Genomic DNA, 16,724 nt, shown 5'->3' with positions numbered 1-16,724 from the left:
GTGCAAAACTGCCTGGATAAGCTGTGCATTGTCGGTGGAAAACCTGTGCGTAACACTACATCTTGTCGTGAACAAACAGGGAAAATCCCGACATCGCCGATTCGTCGCCCTTTCGTTCCATGTTTGGCCGCAATGTTAACGAGAGCAGTTGCAATCGCCTATCAAACTGTTAATTTCTATTAAGAAAGTTCAACAATTTCATAAGCTTGGATGAAGCAAGGCGGGCTGCCACACGGCTTTGCCAGCGAAAGTTAACGGCAGCTCTCGCCTAGCATGAAACGGGCCAATTCCGTGATTCAGCATGTGGTAAGGATCATCAGCCAAAACTCCACATCTAGCCGTGAACAAAACCTGAATCCGGGCGAGTCAGCGATTCGTCGCCGATTCGTTCCAGACTCGTTCCAACCCTTAATCAGCAGCCGAACCGAAGCTCGACGGAGGTGACTTCGAACCGCCAGCGGAACATTCCGCTTTCGCTTCGCGCCTGAAATCCCTATGTGTCGCCTGTCATACGCGCCACCCGAGGCGTGCTCCCGACAATGAGAGGCCAGAAAGCCTTATTTCCGAGCCGATGAACATCCATCCGAAACCCACCGAGCCGCTGATCCTATCGGGTCGCGACGTGACTGCCGTGCTTGGGCCGACCAACACAGGCAAGACCCATCTCGCCATCGAGCGCATGGTGGCGCATGAAAGCGGCATCATCGGCCTGCCGCTCAGGCTCTTGGCGCGAGAGGTCTACACCCGCGTCTGCGAAAAGGTCGGTGCCCACAAGGTGGCGCTCATCACCGGCGAGGAGAAGATCCAGCCGCCAGGCGCCAGATATTCGGTCTGTACCGTCGAAGCCATGCCGCGCGAGACCGATGCCGCCTTCGTCGCTATCGACGAGGTGCAGCTTGCCGGTGATCTCGAGCGCGGCCATATCTTCACCGACCGCATCCTGCATCTGCGCGGCCGCCAGGAGACGCTGCTGCTCGGCGCCGCCACCATGCACGGCATCTTGCAGCGCCTTTTGAAAGGCGTCTCGGTGGTGACGCGGCCGCGGCTGTCGCACCTCGCCTATGCCGGTTCGAAGAAGCTGACCCGCTTGCCCCGGCGCACAGCGATCGTCGCCTTCTCCGCCGACGAGGTTTATGCCATCGCCGAACTGATCCGCCGCCAGCAGGGCGGTGCGGCCGTCGTGCTTGGCGCGCTCTCGCCCCGCACCCGCAACGCCCAGGTGGCGCTGTTTCAGTCGGGCGACGTCGACTATCTCGTCGCCACCGATGCCATCGGCATGGGCCTTAACCTCGATCTCGACCATGTCGCCTTCGCCCAGAACCGCAAGTTCGACGGCTACCAGTATCGCAACCTGACGGCGGCCGAACTTGGCCAGATCGCCGGGCGCGCCGGCCGGCACCTGCGCGACGGCACGTTTGGCGTCACCGGCCAGGTCGACCCGCTGGACGAGGAATTGGTCAAGAAGATCGAAAGCCACGACTTCGACCCGGTGAAGGTTCTGCAATGGCGCACAGCGCGTTTCAATTTCGCCAGCCTCGACGCGCTGAAGCGCTCGATTGAGACCAATGCCCCGGTGGAGGGCCTGACCCGTGCGCTGCCGGCAGTCGATGCGCAGGCGCTCGAGCACCTGTCGCGTGACGAGGACATCAGGGCGCTCGCCACCGACGCAAGGCGCGTCGCGCTGCTGTGGGAGGCCTGCGCGCTCCCCGACTACCGCAAGATAGCGCCGGCCCAGCACGCCGACCTCATTGCGTCGATCTACATGGACCTCGCCAGGCATGGCCATGTCGACGAGAATTACATGGCCGAGCAGGTGCGCCGCGCCGACACCACCGAGGGCGACATCGATACGCTGTCGCATCGCATCGCCCAGATCCGCACCTGGACATTCGTGTCGAACCGGCCCGGCTGGCTGGCCGATCAGGCACACTGGCAGGAAAAGACGCGCGAAATCGAAGACAGATTGTCGGATGCGCTGCATGAGCGGTTGACGAAACGCTTCGTAGACCGCAGGACTTCCGTCCTCATGCGGCGCCTTAGAGAAAATACCATGCCTGAAGCCGAAATAAGCCCAACCGGAACCGTCCTCGTCGAAGGCCACCATGTCGGCGAGTTGCAGGGGTTCCGTTTCACCGCCGATCAGAGCGCTGGCGGCGAAGACGCCAAGGCCGTGCGCGCGGCCGCCCAGAAGGCGCTGGCGGCGGAGTTCGAGGCACGCGCCGAACGCTTCGGCGCCTGCGCCAATGGCGACATCGCGCTCGGTTCCGACGGCACGCTGCGCTGGATCGGCGCGCCGATCGGCACGCTTGTTGCCGGCGAGGACGCGCTGAAGCCGCGCCTGGTGCTTTTGGCCGATGAACAGCTGACCGGCCCGGCGCGTGACAAGGTCGCGGCGCGTGCCGAGCGCTTCGTCAATTTCCAGATCGAATCCCTGCTGAAGCCGCTGGTCGATTTGAAGAATGCCGAGCAGATATCGGGTATCGGCCGCGGCATCGCCTTCCAGCTGGTCGAGAATTTCGGCCTTATCAATCGCCGCGACATCGCCGAGGAGATGAAGTCGCTCGACCAGGAAGGCCGCGCGGCATTGCGCCGGCTGGGCGTGCGCTTCGGCGCCTATCATGTCTTCGTGCCGGCGCTGATCAAGCCGGCGCCCGCGGGATTGGTGACGTTGCTGTGGGCGCTGAAAAACGACGGCAAGGACAAGCCCGGCTTCGGCGACGTCGTCCATGCGCTGGCATCGGGCCGCACCTCGGTGGTCATCGATCCGGCTTTCGACAAGGCCTTCTACAAGCTTGCCGGCTACCGCAATCTCGGCCGCCGCGCCGTGCGCATCGACATTCTGGAACGGCTGGCCGACCTGATCCGCCCGGCGACCAACTGGAAGCCCGGCCTCGGCCAGCGTCCGGATGGCGCCTATGACGGCCAGTCTTTCATGGTGACGCCGCCGATGATGTCGATTCTCGGCGCCACGGCCGATGACATGGAAGAAATCCTGAAAGGTCTTGGCTACCGTGCCGAGCCGAAGCCGGCGGCCGAAGTCAAGGCACGGCTGGAAGCGCAGGACAATGCCGCCCGGGAAGCCGTGGCGGCCAAGCTGGCAGCGGAAGAGGCCGCGCGCACCGAGCAGGCCAAGGCGGCGGAGGCGGCTGCGACGGACACGCCTGAGGAGACATCAGCGGAAGATCCGGAAACTGCGACTGCCCAGACCGCCGTCGAAATTCCTGCTGAACCCATTGCGGAACCGGCCGAAACTGTTGCGGAAGAACAACCCGAAGCTCCAGCCGAAGCTACGGAAGAGGTTGCGCCTGTAGCAGAAGCCGTGCCTGAGACTCCTGCCGCCGAAAGCGCCGACGCTCTCACTTCCCCCTCGACGGGGGAGATCGCGGAGCGAGGCGAGGAGGGGGACAGCGCCGACGCTCCCCAACAGGGACCCGCTGCGGAAGCCGAAGAGCCTAAGCCGATCCTGTTGTGGCGGCAGGGCCGCTTCGACCAGCGGCCTCGTCACCGTCACCACGAGAACCGCGCCCGGCCGCGCAACGGCCAGGCGGCGCGCTCCGATGCCCCGGCGGATGCCGCTGTCGGCCAGCCCGGCACCCGGCCCGCCCATGAAGGGCGCCGCGATGGCGCCGGCAAGCCGCGTTTCGATCGCTCGAAGTTCAAGCCCAGGCCGCAAGGCGAAGGCGGGGAACGGCGGGAGGGAAAGCCGCAGGGCGAGCGTTCTGACCGCCGTGAGGGCCGGCCGGGCAGCAGGCCGGAAGGCAAGGGCGGCCCGCAAGGCGGCAAACCCTCGTTTCAGGCAAAACCGCGCGAGGAGCGCCCGGTGCGCTTCGATCCCGACTCTCCCTTCGCCAAGCTCGCCGCTTTGCGCGACCAGCTGAAGAAATAGCCGCACAGGATCCGATGGTCGCCCCGATGGCCACCGACCGCCAGCGTATCGACAAATGGCTGTTCTTCTCGCGCGCGGTGAAATCGCGCTCGCTGGCCGCCAAACTGGTCGTGGCCGGCCGGGTGCGCATCAATCGCGACAAAGCAGCGCAGGCCTCCGACCTGGTCAAGCCTGGCGACGTCCTGACCATCACGCTGGAGCGGCGCATCTTCATCTGGAAGGTGCTCGATGCGGGAAGCCGGCGCGGCCCCGCCGTGGAGGCACGCACGCTCTACGAAGACATGTCGCCGCCTGCCGCACCGACGGGCGAGGCGCCTCCCGACGCGATCCCAGGGCTGCGCGAGGCCGGAAGCGGCCGCCCGACGAAGAAGGAGCGCCGCGAGACCGACCGCTTGCTTGGCGACGACTGACCGCCGGTGCACGGAGGGAGCATGTATGTTCTTCCACGCCGCCGACACAACGGTCCGAGCACATGACCGATGCCCGCCATTGCCGACCCGTTGGAATTCCATTCCGGCAATGCGGACATGGCCGGAATGGCCGCCCTTGCAAGCGGGCGCCAAAGGCGTTACCTCACGGAAAAAGCCAACAAAAACGGGACGTCCCGGAGCAGATCGATGACCTATGTCGTGACCGACAATTGCATCAAATGCAAATATATGGACTGCATCGAGGTCTGTCCGGTCGACTGTTTCTACGAGGGCGAGAACATGCTCGTCATCCATCCCGACGAGTGCATTGACTGCGGTGTCTGCGAACCGGAATGCCCCGCCGACGCGATCAAGCCCGATACTGAGTCGGGCCTCGACAAATGGCTGCAGATAAACACCGAATACGCTGAGAAATGGCCTAATATCACCGCCAAGAAGGAGCCGCCGGCCGACGCCAAGGCCTTCGATGGCGAGGCCGGCAAGTTCGAGAAATATTTCTCGGCTGAACCCGGAGAAGGCGACTGACAGCGCTGCCGTTTCAACCGGCATGACGCGGCGTAAGAGGTACGGCCTATTAACCGCCTTGACAGGCGGCGTGAACCTGTGGCCTTCGCTTATGCAGCAAAACCTTGATTCTTCCGACTTTTTGTGTTACATGAGCGAAACATGCCGGTGACACAACGTCGATTTATGGCGCTAACGCCCCAAATCACTGAAAGGTGAAAATCCCATATCGGACCAGAGCGATCTGGGCCAGGCGATCGCAATCGTGCGGTTTGCCGGTCCCGGCTTTTCCGGTGGGTTCATCTGTTGTGCGGCTAATGATCGGTAACCCGATCGCGCGAGTTCAGCCGGCACCGCCGCCGGCCCACAACAAGGAGTTCAGGGCGTAATGGCAACGATCACCCCGCAGAAGAAGTCCACCGCTGCACGTCACGGTTTCAAGACCGGCGAGTACATCGTCTATCCGGCGCATGGTGTCGGCCAGATCGTCTCGATCGACGAGCAGGAAGTGGCCGGGCACAAGCTGGAACTGTTCGTCATCGATTTCCAGAAGGACAAGATGCGCCTCAAGGTGCCGGTCGCCAAGGCAACCTCGATCGGCATGCGCAAGCTGTCGGAAGAGGATTATGTCGAACGCGCACTGAAGGTCGTGCAAGGCCGCGCCCGCGTCAAGCGCACCATGTGGTCGCGTCGCGCGCAGGAATATGATGCCAAGATCAATTCCGGCGACCTGATCTCGATCTCGGAAGTTGTTCGCGACCTCTACCGCGCCGACAACCAGCCGGAGCAGTCCTATTCCGAACGCCAGCTCTACGAAGCCGCGCTCGACCGCATGGCCCGCGAGATCGCCGCTGTCAACCGCATGTCGGAAACCGAAGCCGTGCGTTTGATCGAGGTCAATCTCAACAAGGGCCCTAAGCGCGGCGCCAAGGCCGACAATGAGGAAGCCGAGCAGGAAGAAGCTGCCTGAGGCCTTGCGCCTTGCAGGCAATATTTGGAAAGTTGGTGCACGCCCTCGGCGTGCAATCGTCACAGGAACGTTAGGCGGGTCGCTTCCTTCTTGCCTTGGGCGAAACCGGCACGGGCCGCGGGGATGCGGGTCGCCAGATCCATCTGGTTGGTGCCCATTGCGGCGCGGGAATCGACGTCAGGCGTGATCACCACCACCCGGCTGCCCTGCTGGAGCAGGGCTTCGACCTCGCTTGCAAGGTCCGCGCCCGGCGGTCTGCGCAGGCCCTCGAACTGGCCTTCCGGTAGCGGCCCGCTCCGTCCGCTGAACGGCGAGAGCACGATCACGTTCGCATAGCCCGAGGCAAGGTCGGCATTATCGGCGGAGCGCACGCCACCGGAGATGTAGCGGACGCCATTGATGCTGTGCGTAGGCCCCGCACCGGGCAGCGCGGTGCTCGCGGTGGCCGCGTCAACCAGATCGACGCCGGAATCGCGGTCGAACGCGGCCAGTTCACCGGTAAGCGCGTCGACGGCCACCACGATCATCGGCCTTTCCGGCCATTCATGGCGAGGCAATCTGGCGGCGACCAGCGCGCGCCGCTGTTTGGCCACTTCAGGTCCGAATTTGGCATCGCTCTCCAATCCGAATGCGCCCATCGCCCGTTGCAGATCGGCTGCCGAGGTAGCGGCGGCGGAAATAGAACGCATCCGCTCGAATACACTATCCATCGGCGGCAACGGCGGTTGACGGCTCGGTCCGGCCGGTTGAACCGGCAGCGGGGACAGCACCGCGGCCAACAGTTCGCCCGGCGGTATGCCGCTGCGCACCTGCACTACCGCATTGGCGCCTGCCGAGGTTCCGATCACCAGATCGGCGGCCTCCGTCAGATCGACACCAGCTTCGGCGAGGCCCGCGATGATGCCGATCAGCCAGGCATTTCCGGCGGCCCCGCCACCACCGAGAACAAGAGCAACGTTGCGAACCATCGGCCCCACTATTGCAGCGCATGGACACGCCCGTCCATCGAAATAGAAACACCGTGCCTGACGGCGGCTCACGAGGATAAATGCCCGGCAGGGAGCAAGCGCAGCGCAGGCCTAGGACGAGAAATTGCCGCCTTCTCCCCCACCCTCCTTCTCCGCCATTTCCTGCTTTAGCGTCGCGATGAACCGTCTTGTCCGTTCGCGCTCCGGATTGCCGAACAGCACCGCCGCGGGGCCCTTTTCGACGACAATGCCGGCCTCGAGGAACACCACCTCGCGAGCGATCTTTGAAGCAAGCCGCAGATCGTGCGTGGCCATCACCATCGTCGTCCCCTCGCTGGCGAGCCGGCCGAGCACGTCGACGACTTCCTGCGCCAGTTCCGGGTCGAGCGCGGAGGTCGGCTCGTCGCACAAAAGCACCTTTGGCGACGGCGCCAGCGCCCGGGCGATCGCTACCCGCTGCTGCTGGCCGCCCGACAGCGTTGCCGGCCAGGCATCGACCTTGTGCGCCATGCCGACCTTTTCCAGCAGCGCGAGCGCCCGTTCGCGCGCCCGTGCGTGGGGCCACTTCAGCACCGTCACCAGCCCTTCCATGACGTTCTCGATCGCGGTGCGATGCGGGAACAGTTGGAAGTTCTGGAACACCATGCCGGTCTGCAGCCGCAGCCGCTGAATGTCCCGGGCCGCCACCTTCGCTCCCGGATGGAACTCCAGCGCCTGATCGCCGATACGCACTGTGCCCGAAGTTGGGATCTCAAGCAGGTTGATGCAGCGCAGCAGCGTACTTTTGCCACCACCCGAAGGACCGACCAGCGCGGTGACGCTGCCTTCGGCAATGGCAACCGTCACGCCCTTCAGCACGAGATTGTCGCCGAAGCGCTTTTCGATGTTGGCAAGGTCGATCACGAGCGCGCCTCCAGGAACCCGCCATAGCGATTGAGCCGCGCCTCCAGCCGCGTCTGCAAGGCCGACAGCACCGAACTCATCGCCAGATAGAGGATCGCCGCCTCGACATAGAGGATCAGCGGCTCATAGGTGGTGGCGACGATACGCTGCGCGGCCTGGAACATTTCCGGCACGGTGATGGCGGCGGCCAGCGACGTGTCCTTGACCAGCGAGATGAAGGTGTTGGAGAGCGGCGGCACCGCCACGCGCCCAGCCTGCGGCAAGATGGTGCGGCGCATCGCCTGGCTCCAGGTCATGCCGATCGAATAGGCCGCCTCCCATTGCCCCTTTGGCACCGCGCCTATCGCCGCGCGAACGATTTCCGACGAGTAGGCCCCGATATTGAGCGTGAAGCCGATCAACGCCGCGGGAAACGCGTCAAGCAGGATGCCGGCCGAGGGCAGGCCGTAGAAGATCAGGAACAGCTGCACCAAGAGCGGCGTGCCGCGGAATATCCACACGTAGAAGCGCGCCACCGCGACCAGGGGCATTGGCCCGAAGAGCCGGATCAGCGCGGTTCCAAGACCGACGCTCAAGCCAAGCACAAAGGACAGGAGCGTCAGCGGTACGGTGAAGATCAACGCGGCCCACAGCAGCGAAGGCAGCGATTCCAGCATGAGTTGCAGCCAGTGCGGCACGAAAGGGCTCCTTCTTGCGACTGCCGTATATCACGCGAAAGGCGGCGGGCCGTCAAAACGGTCCGCCGCCGGGCGATGTCGCGCGGGCCAACGGCCCGGCCGTAAATTACTTCGAAACGTCCTGTCCGAAATACTTGTCTGCGATCTTCTGATAGGTGCCGTCCGCCTTGATGTCGGCCAGCGCCTTGTTGATCGCGGCAACCAGTTCCGGGTCGCCCTTGCGAACGATGACGCCGGAATAGTCGGCGTTCTCTTCCTGGGCCGCGATCTTCACATTGGCATCCGGCTTGTGCTTCTTGAAGTCGAGGAAGGACAGGCTGTCATTGATGGTTGCGTCGGCGCGGCCGGTCAGAAGCAGCTGGATCGACTGGTCGAACCCGTCGGTGCCGACCAGTTCGGCGCCGTTGGCCTCGGCCAGTTTGCCGAAATTCGAAGTCAGCGACTGCGCCGACTTCTTGCCCTTGAGATCGGCGAAACTCTTGATGTCGGTATTGTCGCCGCGCACGATCAGCACTGCCTTGGAGGCGATGTAGGGGTCGGAGAAATCGTATTTCGCCTTGCGGGCGTCGGTGATGCCGACTTCGTTGATGACCGCGTCATAGCGGTTGGCATCGAGGCCCGCGATCAGCCCGTCCCATTTGCCCTCGAGGAACTCTACCTTCACGCCGAGCTTGTCGCCGATCGCCTTGGCGATTTCGACATCGAAGCCGACCAGCGCTCCGCCGGCATCATGAAAGGTAAAGGGTGCGTAGGTGCCCTCCGTGCCGACCTTGATGACGCCGGCCTGCTTGATCTGGTCGAGATTGGCGCCGGCATAGCCTGCGGTAACAGCCAGAACCTGCAAAGTTCCGGCGACGATGAGCGACTTGAGCCATTTCATTTTTCTGTGATCCCGTCCTGGCCTGATATCCGGCATGGTGTGTGAGCGCTGGAAATTGACAGATGTGAGTTGAAAAAATAAGGAATGAGATTTCAAAAACATCCATTATTCGGAATCGGATTCTACCACTGACGTTTCTGGCGGTGCCTCGAACCCGCCCGGAGTTTTTTCGCGCAGCCTCCACGCCGCGCCGCCGGCGGCGGAACCTTTCCCGCGCATGGCACGTTTTGCGTTCGTTGTAGGGCAGGACGCCGTCATTTCAAGTCGAGCGGCTGCCGGGTTTCGAAATGACATCCGTATCGCCAGAGCCAGGGAGTGCCTCATGATGGAAGACACGGCAGGACGGATCATGGTCCGCGCGGCAATGAGGGCTCCCTATCTCGAACGCGACGAGGAGTTGCGGCTGGCGCTGCGCTGGAAAAAGGACAACGACCAGAACGCGCTGCACAGCATCACCGTGGCGCATATGCGCCTGGTCATTTCCATGGCCTCCAAATTCCGTCATTACGGCCTGCCGCTTGGCGATCTGGTCCAGGAGGGCCATGTCGGCCTGCTCGAGGCCGCGGCCCGTTTCGAGCCGGAGCGCGAAGTGCGGTTTTCGACCTATGCGACCTGGTGGATCCGGGCCTCGATGCAGGACTACATCCTGCGCAACTGGTCGATCGTGCGCGGCGGCACCAGCTCGGCGCAAAAGGCTCTGTTCTTCAACCTGCGGCGCCTGCGCGCCCGGCTGGCGAACGGCGCCGCGGAGCCGCTGTCGAACAGGACGTTGTACCGCGAGGTTTCAGCGGCCCTCGGCGTCTCCGAAGCCGATGTCGCGCTGATGGATTCGCGGCTCTCGGCGCCCGACTCCTCCCTCAATGTCCCGCTTGCCGACGATGGGGGCGCGACCGAGCGGATGGACTTCCTCGTGTCGGACGATCCCTTGCCCGACGAGGTCGTCAGCGACACCATCGATATCGAACGCCGCTCGATGTGGCTGAAGGCGGCGCTTGCCGCACTCAACGCGCGTGAGCTGCGCATCATCGAGGAGCGTCGGCTGAGCGACGAGGGCGCGACGCTCGAAGCGCTCGGCGAGACGCTTGGCATTTCCAAGGAACGCGTGCGCCAGATCGAGGCCCGCGCCATGGAAAAGCTGAAAGTGGCGCTGGTGAAGCAGAATCCGGAATTCCTCGCCACCGCCGCCTAAATCCATTCCAGGAAAACTACCTAGAAGTTTCTCGTCCCAAAAACGAGAGAGCGGGTCAGCGCCGACTATCGGCTATTTGTCGGTGACGATCTTGACCTTGTCGCCGGCCGAAACCGCAGCCCCCGGCGACAGCGCGTTGAGCACCCGGAACAGGTCGAGTTTGCGGTCGACGCCGACCATCTGCGCCGAAAGCGAACCCATCGTCTGCCCCGGCTGGACGGTGACCACGCGGATATGCAGCGGCTTCAGCGCCGCCTTTTCGGCGGCACTCAGAATGCGGAACGAGCCGCTGACGGAACGCGCCACGGTGTCGAGCGACGTGCTGGCGGATGGTGCCGCCGTCAGCAGCCGGTAGACCTGGCCGCCGGCGCGGATTACCGCGATATCGAACTGCCAGCCTTCGGCGCCTGCATGCGCCGTCGCCGCCTCGTTGCCGTTGATCGTTTCCTGCCTGACGCTCGCGTCGTCGAGACCGGCCACCCAGCCGCTCCTGATATAATCGGTCAGCGCACGGTTCTTGTCGATCGACACGCCGTCGAAGCGGATCGCAATGTCGCCCGGCCCGGTCGCCGTCACGGCGGCGGCCGAATTGTCGATGATGAAGCCCTCCGGCACCGAGAAGGACACGCCCAGGCCCGGATGCAGAAAGGTCTCGCCGCGCACATACCCTTCTTCCGGCGTGTCGCCGTAGAGCAGGCCGTCTATCCCGGCGAGGAAGGCGTCGCGATCGCGGGTGCCGACGCCCGGCGGGCCGAACTGGCGGGCATGGCGTTGCGCAAGGTCGATACGCTGCGGCGTATTGGGATGCGTTGCCAGGAAATCGAGGCTGGCGTCGGTGGCGCCGCTGATCGAGCGGAAATCGGTGTAGGCCGACATGGACTGCAAGAAGCGGCCGGCGGCGTAAGGATCGTAGCCGGCTTCGCCGATCGACTTGATGCCGATCGCGTCGGCCTCCAGTTCCTGGTTGCGCGAAAACTGCGCCAGTCTCAGCTTGCCGCGGATCAGCGCCGCCTTGGCGGTCGGGCTGTCGCCGAGCACGTCGGAAACAACCTTGGTGGCGAGCCCCTCCTCGGCCTCGAGCTGCTGGCGCTGCAGGCCGTGGTTAGCGGTGACGTGGCCCATCTCATGCGCGATGACGGCGGCGAGCTCGGCCGAATCATTGGCCAGCGCCAGCAGGCCGCGCGTGACGTAGAGGTAGCCGCCCGGCAGTGCGAAGGCATTGACGTTGGGCGAATTGAGGATGGTGATACGATAGGTCTGGGTCGGGTTGGCCGACACCACCGTCAGGCTGCCTACGACCTTGGCGACCATGCGCTCGAGCTTGGGATCGGAGTATTCGCCGCCATAGGTCGCCAGGATGCGTGGATGCTGCGCCTTGGCCAGTTCGGCCAATTTGTTATTGGCCGCGACATTGTCGACCGTGATCGGTTTGTCGGAAGGCTGGAAGCCGGATTCCTGGACTTCCGGAGGTGTGAACATCTGGCAGCTTGCCAGGGCCACGACAAAGCCGGCCAGCGCCAGAAAGCGCGCCAGCATTTTCCCTCTTGGTCTTTCCGTGCCGGTCGGCAGAACGGCTTCCTTTCGGGTCTGGCGCATGCCCGCGAAAATCGGGGCGATCCTCGCAAGGGCTCATGCGCAAATCAAAGCATTACAGCATCCACGCCATACCAACGCGCGGCGGATGCTGCAGGCAAATCACGGCCTGCACCGGACCGGTACAGGGCGGACCTAGCCACACTACCTCTGTCATGGCAAGCAATCGCCCCGTCGCCAGGAGCCGGTTTGAGCGTAAATTATGTCCGCTTCCGGGCAATATCTCGTGATCCAGCCTCCCAGGCGCTTGTGCCAACATAGCGCCGGAAAACTTCAGGACCAGCCCCGGCAAAGAAATCATCCGCCTTGCCCTTGGCGGCAACCATGCCGTTGTCGAGGAACACCACCTCCTCACAAATACGGCGTGCGTCCTGTGGCTGATGCGTGACGAACAGCAGCGTCATGCCCCGCTCGGCATGCACGTCGGCGACAAGATCGAGCATGTCGTCGCGCAAGGCCGGTCCGAGTGAAGCGAAAGGCTCGTCCAGAAGAAGCACCGGGCGGTTGCGAACCAGCACGCGCGCCAATGCGACACGCTGGCGTTCGCCTCCCGAAAGTTCGCGCGGCAGGCGTCTTTCCTTGCCCGCGAGGCCGGTGCGCGCGATCGCCTCCGCGATGTCAGCGCGGTCGGCCTCGGTCAGCCGCAGCGAGGGCGAGCGGCCGAGCCCGACATTCTCTTCGACCGAAAGATGGGCAAAAAGATTGTTTTCCTGGAACACCATCGACACCGGCCGCGCCGAAGGCGGCGCCGCGCCGACATCGGCGCCGCCGATCAGCACGCGGCCAGCCTGCGGCGTCTCGAAGCCCGCCACCAGATTGAGCAGCGTCGACTTGCCCGAGCCGCTCGGCCCCATGATGGCGGTAATTTTCGACGCGGCGAAATCGACATCGAAAACGAGCGGCGCGTCGCCGTAGCTGAACGAGACCGTGTCCAGCCGCACCTCGGCTCCCCTTGTCGCACCATTGGTGGCGCCCGCAGCCATCAGTCTCGTTCTCCCCTTCCCAGCCCGCTCGCCGCCACCACAAGCGCAAGGCAGACCAGACCGAGCAGCAGCGCCAGGCCGGCGGCGTCCTCGGTACGGTAGCTGCCCATGCGCGCCAGGAGAAGGTAGGGCAAGGTCTGCACGGAATCACTGCCGAACAATGCGATGACGCCGAGATCGCCAAGCGACAGCGCCATGGCAAACGCGAAAGCGGTGGCCAGCGGCCGTCGCAGCGAGGGCCAGTCGACCAGCCGCAACCGGGCCCAGCCCGCTATTCCCAGAAGCGCGCAGAGCCGCTCATGGCGCTCGCTCGCCGCATCATAGGCGGGGCGGATGGCACGGATGGCGAAAGGCATCGCCATGACTGCATTGACAGTGACGACCATGACCGGGGCTATGGCAAAGACATCGCCGACATGGCGCAGCAGAAGGAACCAGCCGGCGCCGATGACGATGGGCGGCACGACCAGGACGAAGCCGGCACCGGTGTCGGTGGCGTGTTCGAGCACGGTCCGCGGACCGGAGCGGCGCTTCAGGGCCAGCACGCGGCGCGCCATGGCGAGCGAAAGCGACAGCGCAACCGACAGCAGCGCCGACAGGAAAGCCAGCACGGCGCTGGTCAGCGTCGCCTGCCGCACCGCCGCTTCGCCGGCGAGACGACCGAGGTCGGCGCCGAGGCCTGACATCACCGTCGCCGTCATCGGCCCGGCGACGAACAAAAGGGCCAGCACGACGAGCGCGGCATTCAGCGCGGCCTCGGTCCTGCCGGCCGAGACGTAGCGGCGCGGCGCCACCGGCAGATTGGCGTCACCGGTGGTGTTGGCGCCGAGCCGCGTCAACGCCAGCACCGCGACAAAGGTCAGCGCGATCTGCAGCAGCGTCAGCGCCACCGCCCGCGCGGGATCGAAATCGAAACGCAGAGCCTGGTAGATGCCGACCTCCAGCGTCGTCGCGCCGGGGCCACCGCCCAGCGTCAGCACGATCGTGAAGGATGTGATGCAGAGCATGAACACCAGGCCGGCGACGCCCGGCAGAGCGGCGCGCAGTGTCGGCCACTCGATCAGCCGGAAAGCCGGTGCGGCACCCATGCCGAGCTGGCTCGCCAGCCGCCATTGGTCGGCTTGGATGGTTTGCAGCGCTTCGAGGAACAGCCGCGTGGCCAGCGGCAGGTTGAAGAAGACATGAGCAACGAGGATGCCGGAGAGGCCATAGATGCCCGGCCAATTGTAACCGCCGACGGCACCAAGAAAGCCGGCGAAATAGCCGGCGCGGCCATAGAGCGCCAGGATGCCGAGCGCCGCCACGATCGCCGGCAGCGCCAACGGCAGGGCGAAGAGCTGGAGGATGAAGCCGCGGCCGGGAAAGCGCGGATGCCGCGACAGCGCGCGAGCCACGAACAGGGCCGGCGCCACCGACAACAGCGTCGAAAGCGCCGCCTGCCACAACGTAAAGCGCACGACGCGCAGGAGATAAGGATCGAAGGCTGCCCAGGCTCCGGAGAAATCGTTCGCGCCTTCGAAAAGAAGACCCGCAAACGCGCCGCCGATCAGGAGCCCGATCGCCGCAAGCGCGAGGATACCGGCGGAGATGCGGGGGTCAGACGCGCGCTGCACGCTGCGCCACCCAAAGGACCTTTAGCGAGCGTCGCGTTCCTTCGCGCCCCCCTCTGTCCTGCCGGACATCTCCCCCACTTGGGGAGAGATTGGCTGCTTCAGCGCTCCACCCTCTCCTGTGACGTCGCCAATTGGCGAAAGCCGTCGTGACGGCCAATCTCCCCCCTCGTGGGGGAGATGTCCGGCAGGACAGTGGGGGGCGCTGTAGAGCACTCATCATCCGATCATACGACCAAACTACTTGCTCATCACCGCCAGCCATTCATCCACCCATGCCTTGCGGTTGGCCGCGACCTCCTCGGGACTGAACAGCAAGGTTTTGGTCGGTTTGACCAGTCTGTCGAAGGCCGGATTGAGCGGCTTGTCGGTCTTGCCGGCCGGGAACATCCAGTTGGTCTCGGGGATGGCATCCTGGAATTTCGGCCCGGTCATGAAGGCGATGAACTTTTCCGCCAGCGGATTTTTGGCTCCCGTCGTGGTGATGCCGGCGACCTCGATCTGCAGATACTCGCCCTCCTCGAAGGAAGCGGCCTGGTAGCGCTCGGTGTTCTCGGCAACCATGTGGTAGGCGGGCGAGGTCGTGTAGGACAGCACCATCGGCGCCTCGCCCTTGGTGAACAGGCCGTAGGCCTCGCTCCAGCCCGGCGTCACGGTCAAGACCTTCGCCTTGAGCTTGGCCCAGGCCTCCGGCGCCTTGTCGCCATAGACCGACTTCACCCACAACAGCAGGCCGAGGCCCGGCGTCGAGGTGCGCGGATCCTGGATAACGATCTTGTCGTCGGCACTGCCCTCGACCAATTCCTTCAGGCTCTTGGGCGGCGTCTTCAGCTTCTGCGTGTCATAGACGACGGCGAAATAGCCATAGTCGTACGGGACAAAGATGTCGTCGTTCCAGCCGCCCGGCACATTGAGCCCGGTCACGGCGCCATGCGGCGCAAACAGGCCAGTGGCCTTGGCATCGGCGGTGAGATTGGTGTCGAGGCCAAGCACGATGTCGGCCTTGGTCGCGGCCCCTTCCAGCTTGACGCGGTTGAGCAGCGCGACGCCGTCGGCAACCGAGACGAAGTCGACATCGCAGCCGCATTCGGCCTCGAATTCCTTCTTCACCACCGGGCCGGGGCCCCAGTCGGCGGTAAAGCTCTCATAAGTGTAGACGGTGAGCTTGTCCTTGGCTAAGGCCGGCCCGGACAGAACCACGACCATTGCAGAGACAAGGGCGTATAAAAGCGTGCGCATCGGCGCCTCCTTCGTTCGGGTTAAAGGAATTGAGGCGTCGGACTGTCCGAAACGTCTAATCCCTCCGCCGGTACAAACCGGATCAGGTTCAGCGGGTTGGCGAGACTGCCTCTCAGCCGGTCCGCGAAATATCGCGTCCGGCACCCCGTTAGAGCGCCTCGACACATAGGCCCGGCCGGTGAACCGCGCAAGTGGCTGTTTGCCGGCCTTCCGTTTCCGCTGCCGGGCTGGTAAGGGCCACACGATATGAGCACATTCACCATCCTGCTTGGCGGCGATCTCATCCGCACGCCACGGCTCGACCGTCAGGTCGAGGGAACCCGCGTCGTCGCCGCCGATGCCGGCATCGGCCATGCAAGCACGCTCGGCCTTGTGCCGGAACTGTGGGTCGGCGATTTCGATTCCGTGCCCGCCGGCCTGCCGGATGAGTTGGCCGCCGTGCCGCGCCGGACCTTCCCGGCAGAGAAGGACGCCACCGATGGAGAACTCGCGATATCGGCCGCCCTGGAGCGCGGCGCGACCAGCCTCGTGCTCGCCGGCGCCTTCGGCGGCAAGCGCGCCGACCATGCCTTCCTGCACATGGCGCTCGCCCTGCGGCTGGCCGGGGCCGGGACAAAGGTGCTGTTGACCAGCGGCGCGCAGGAAGCCGTGCCCCTGGCGCACGGCACGGCCCGCTTCGACTATGCCGACGGCACCCTGTTCTCGATCCTGGGTTTTTCCGAGCTTGCCGGGCTGACCGTCGCCGGCGCGAAATGGCCGCTTGACCGCGTCAAGGTCGCGTTCGGCTCGTCGCTGACCATCTCTAATGAGGTCAAGGGCAGGCTCGAGATCGCGCTGGGAGCGGGGCGCGCGCTGCTGCTCGCCCATCCCTATCCCTTGCCAGAAAGCTGA

The 16,724-nt window shown here is 64.4% G+C and carries 14 protein-coding genes and 1 riboswitch; of the genes, 6 read left to right on the top strand and 8 right to left on the bottom strand.

The window, feature by feature from the left end:
* Positions 1 to 571: 571 nt before the first annotated feature.
* The 4 genes from FJ443_RS04445 (at position 572) to FJ443_RS04430 (ending at position 5,791) form a co-directional block, all read left to right on the top strand.
* Complete coding sequence (locus tag FJ443_RS04445; protein WP_140662892.1) at positions 572 to 3,886, top strand: helicase-related protein; 3,315 nt, start codon at positions 572 to 574, stop codon at positions 3,884 to 3,886.
* Positions 3,887 to 3,900: 14 nt separating this feature from the next.
* Positions 3,901 to 4,296 (top strand): RNA-binding S4 domain-containing protein, encoded by a 396-nt coding sequence (locus FJ443_RS04440; protein ID WP_224518929.1) that lies wholly within the window; start codon positions 3,901 to 3,903, stop codon positions 4,294 to 4,296.
* 207 nt (positions 4,297 to 4,503) lie between these two features.
* Complete coding sequence (gene fdxA / locus FJ443_RS04435) at positions 4,504 to 4,842, top strand: ferredoxin FdxA (protein WP_140493333.1); 339 nt, start codon at positions 4,504 to 4,506, stop codon at positions 4,840 to 4,842.
* 367 nt (positions 4,843 to 5,209) lie between these two features.
* Complete coding sequence (locus FJ443_RS04430; protein ID WP_006327799.1) at positions 5,210 to 5,791, top strand: CarD family transcriptional regulator; 582 nt, start codon at positions 5,210 to 5,212, stop codon at positions 5,789 to 5,791.
* Between the two features lie 59 nt (positions 5,792 to 5,850).
* On the opposite strand, the gene FJ443_RS04425 is transcribed toward FJ443_RS04430, so the two are convergent.
* The 4 genes from FJ443_RS04425 to FJ443_RS04410 all read right to left on the bottom strand — a co-directional run bounded on the left by FJ443_RS04425 (position 5,851) and on the right by FJ443_RS04410 (position 9,219).
* Positions 5,851 to 6,759 (bottom strand): patatin-like phospholipase family protein, encoded by a 909-nt coding sequence (locus FJ443_RS04425; RefSeq protein ID WP_140662890.1) that lies wholly within the window; start codon positions 6,757 to 6,759, stop codon positions 5,851 to 5,853.
* A gap of 111 nt (positions 6,760 to 6,870) precedes the next feature.
* Positions 6,871 to 7,662 (bottom strand): amino acid ABC transporter ATP-binding protein, encoded by a 792-nt coding sequence (locus FJ443_RS04420; RefSeq protein WP_140566896.1) that lies wholly within the window; start codon positions 7,660 to 7,662, stop codon positions 6,871 to 6,873.
* Positions 7,659 to 8,339, bottom strand: a complete 681-nt coding sequence (locus tag FJ443_RS04415; protein WP_140493321.1) for an ABC transporter permease subunit — start codon at positions 8,337 to 8,339, stop codon at positions 7,659 to 7,661. The genes FJ443_RS04420 and FJ443_RS04415 overlap by 4 nt, the downstream gene beginning before the upstream one ends.
* 106 nt (positions 8,340 to 8,445) lie before the next feature.
* Positions 8,446 to 9,219 carry an amino acid ABC transporter substrate-binding protein gene (locus FJ443_RS04410; RefSeq protein ID WP_140662887.1) on the bottom strand — a complete coding sequence of 258 codons (774 nt, stop codon included), beginning with the start codon at positions 9,217 to 9,219 and terminating at the stop codon, positions 8,446 to 8,448.
* A gap of 322 nt (positions 9,220 to 9,541) precedes the next feature.
* On the opposite strand from FJ443_RS04410, the gene FJ443_RS04405 reads away from it, so the two are divergent.
* A complete protein-coding gene (locus FJ443_RS04405; protein ID WP_140517570.1) occupies positions 9,542 to 10,408 on the top strand; it encodes an RNA polymerase factor sigma-32 in 867 nt (288 codons plus the stop codon).
* Positions 10,409 to 10,480: 72 nt separating this feature from the next.
* Here FJ443_RS04405 and FJ443_RS04400 read toward each other — a convergent pair whose 3' ends face one another.
* The 4 genes from FJ443_RS04400 to thiB all read right to left on the bottom strand — a co-directional run bounded on the left by FJ443_RS04400 (position 10,481) and on the right by thiB (position 15,833).
* Positions 10,481 to 11,944 carry a M48 family metalloprotease gene (locus FJ443_RS04400; RefSeq protein ID WP_140493312.1) on the bottom strand — a complete coding sequence of 488 codons (1,464 nt, stop codon included), beginning with the start codon at positions 11,942 to 11,944 and terminating at the stop codon, positions 10,481 to 10,483.
* Between the two features lie 257 nt (positions 11,945 to 12,201).
* Positions 12,202 to 12,984 carry a thiamine ABC transporter ATP-binding protein gene (gene thiQ, locus FJ443_RS04395; RefSeq protein ID WP_140627990.1) on the bottom strand — a complete coding sequence of 261 codons (783 nt, stop codon included), beginning with the start codon at positions 12,982 to 12,984 and terminating at the stop codon, positions 12,202 to 12,204.
* On the bottom strand, positions 12,984 to 14,597 hold the full coding sequence (gene thiP / locus FJ443_RS04390) for a thiamine/thiamine pyrophosphate ABC transporter permease (protein ID WP_140662885.1): 1,614 nt from the start codon (positions 14,595 to 14,597) through the stop codon (positions 12,984 to 12,986). The genes thiQ and thiP overlap by 1 nt, the downstream gene beginning before the upstream one ends.
* 237 nt (positions 14,598 to 14,834) lie before the next feature.
* A complete protein-coding gene (gene thiB, locus FJ443_RS04380) occupies positions 14,835 to 15,833 on the bottom strand; it encodes a thiamine ABC transporter substrate binding subunit (protein ID WP_140554930.1) in 999 nt (332 codons plus the stop codon).
* A gap of 42 nt (positions 15,834 to 15,875) precedes the next feature.
* Positions 15,876 to 15,991, bottom strand: a riboswitch (TPP riboswitch).
* 88 nt (positions 15,992 to 16,079) lie between these two features.
* Here thiB and FJ443_RS04375 point away from each other — a divergent pair.
* On the top strand, positions 16,080 to 16,724 hold the full coding sequence (locus FJ443_RS04375; RefSeq protein WP_140654780.1) for a thiamine diphosphokinase: 645 nt from the start codon (positions 16,080 to 16,082) through the stop codon (positions 16,722 to 16,724).

The organism is Mesorhizobium sp. B2-6-1, assembly GCF_006440475.1.
Lineage (GTDB): Bacteria > Pseudomonadota > Alphaproteobacteria > Rhizobiales > Rhizobiaceae > Mesorhizobium.
The sequence above is the reverse complement of the archived record's forward strand: the minus strand, read 5'-3'. Positions and strand labels throughout refer to the sequence as shown.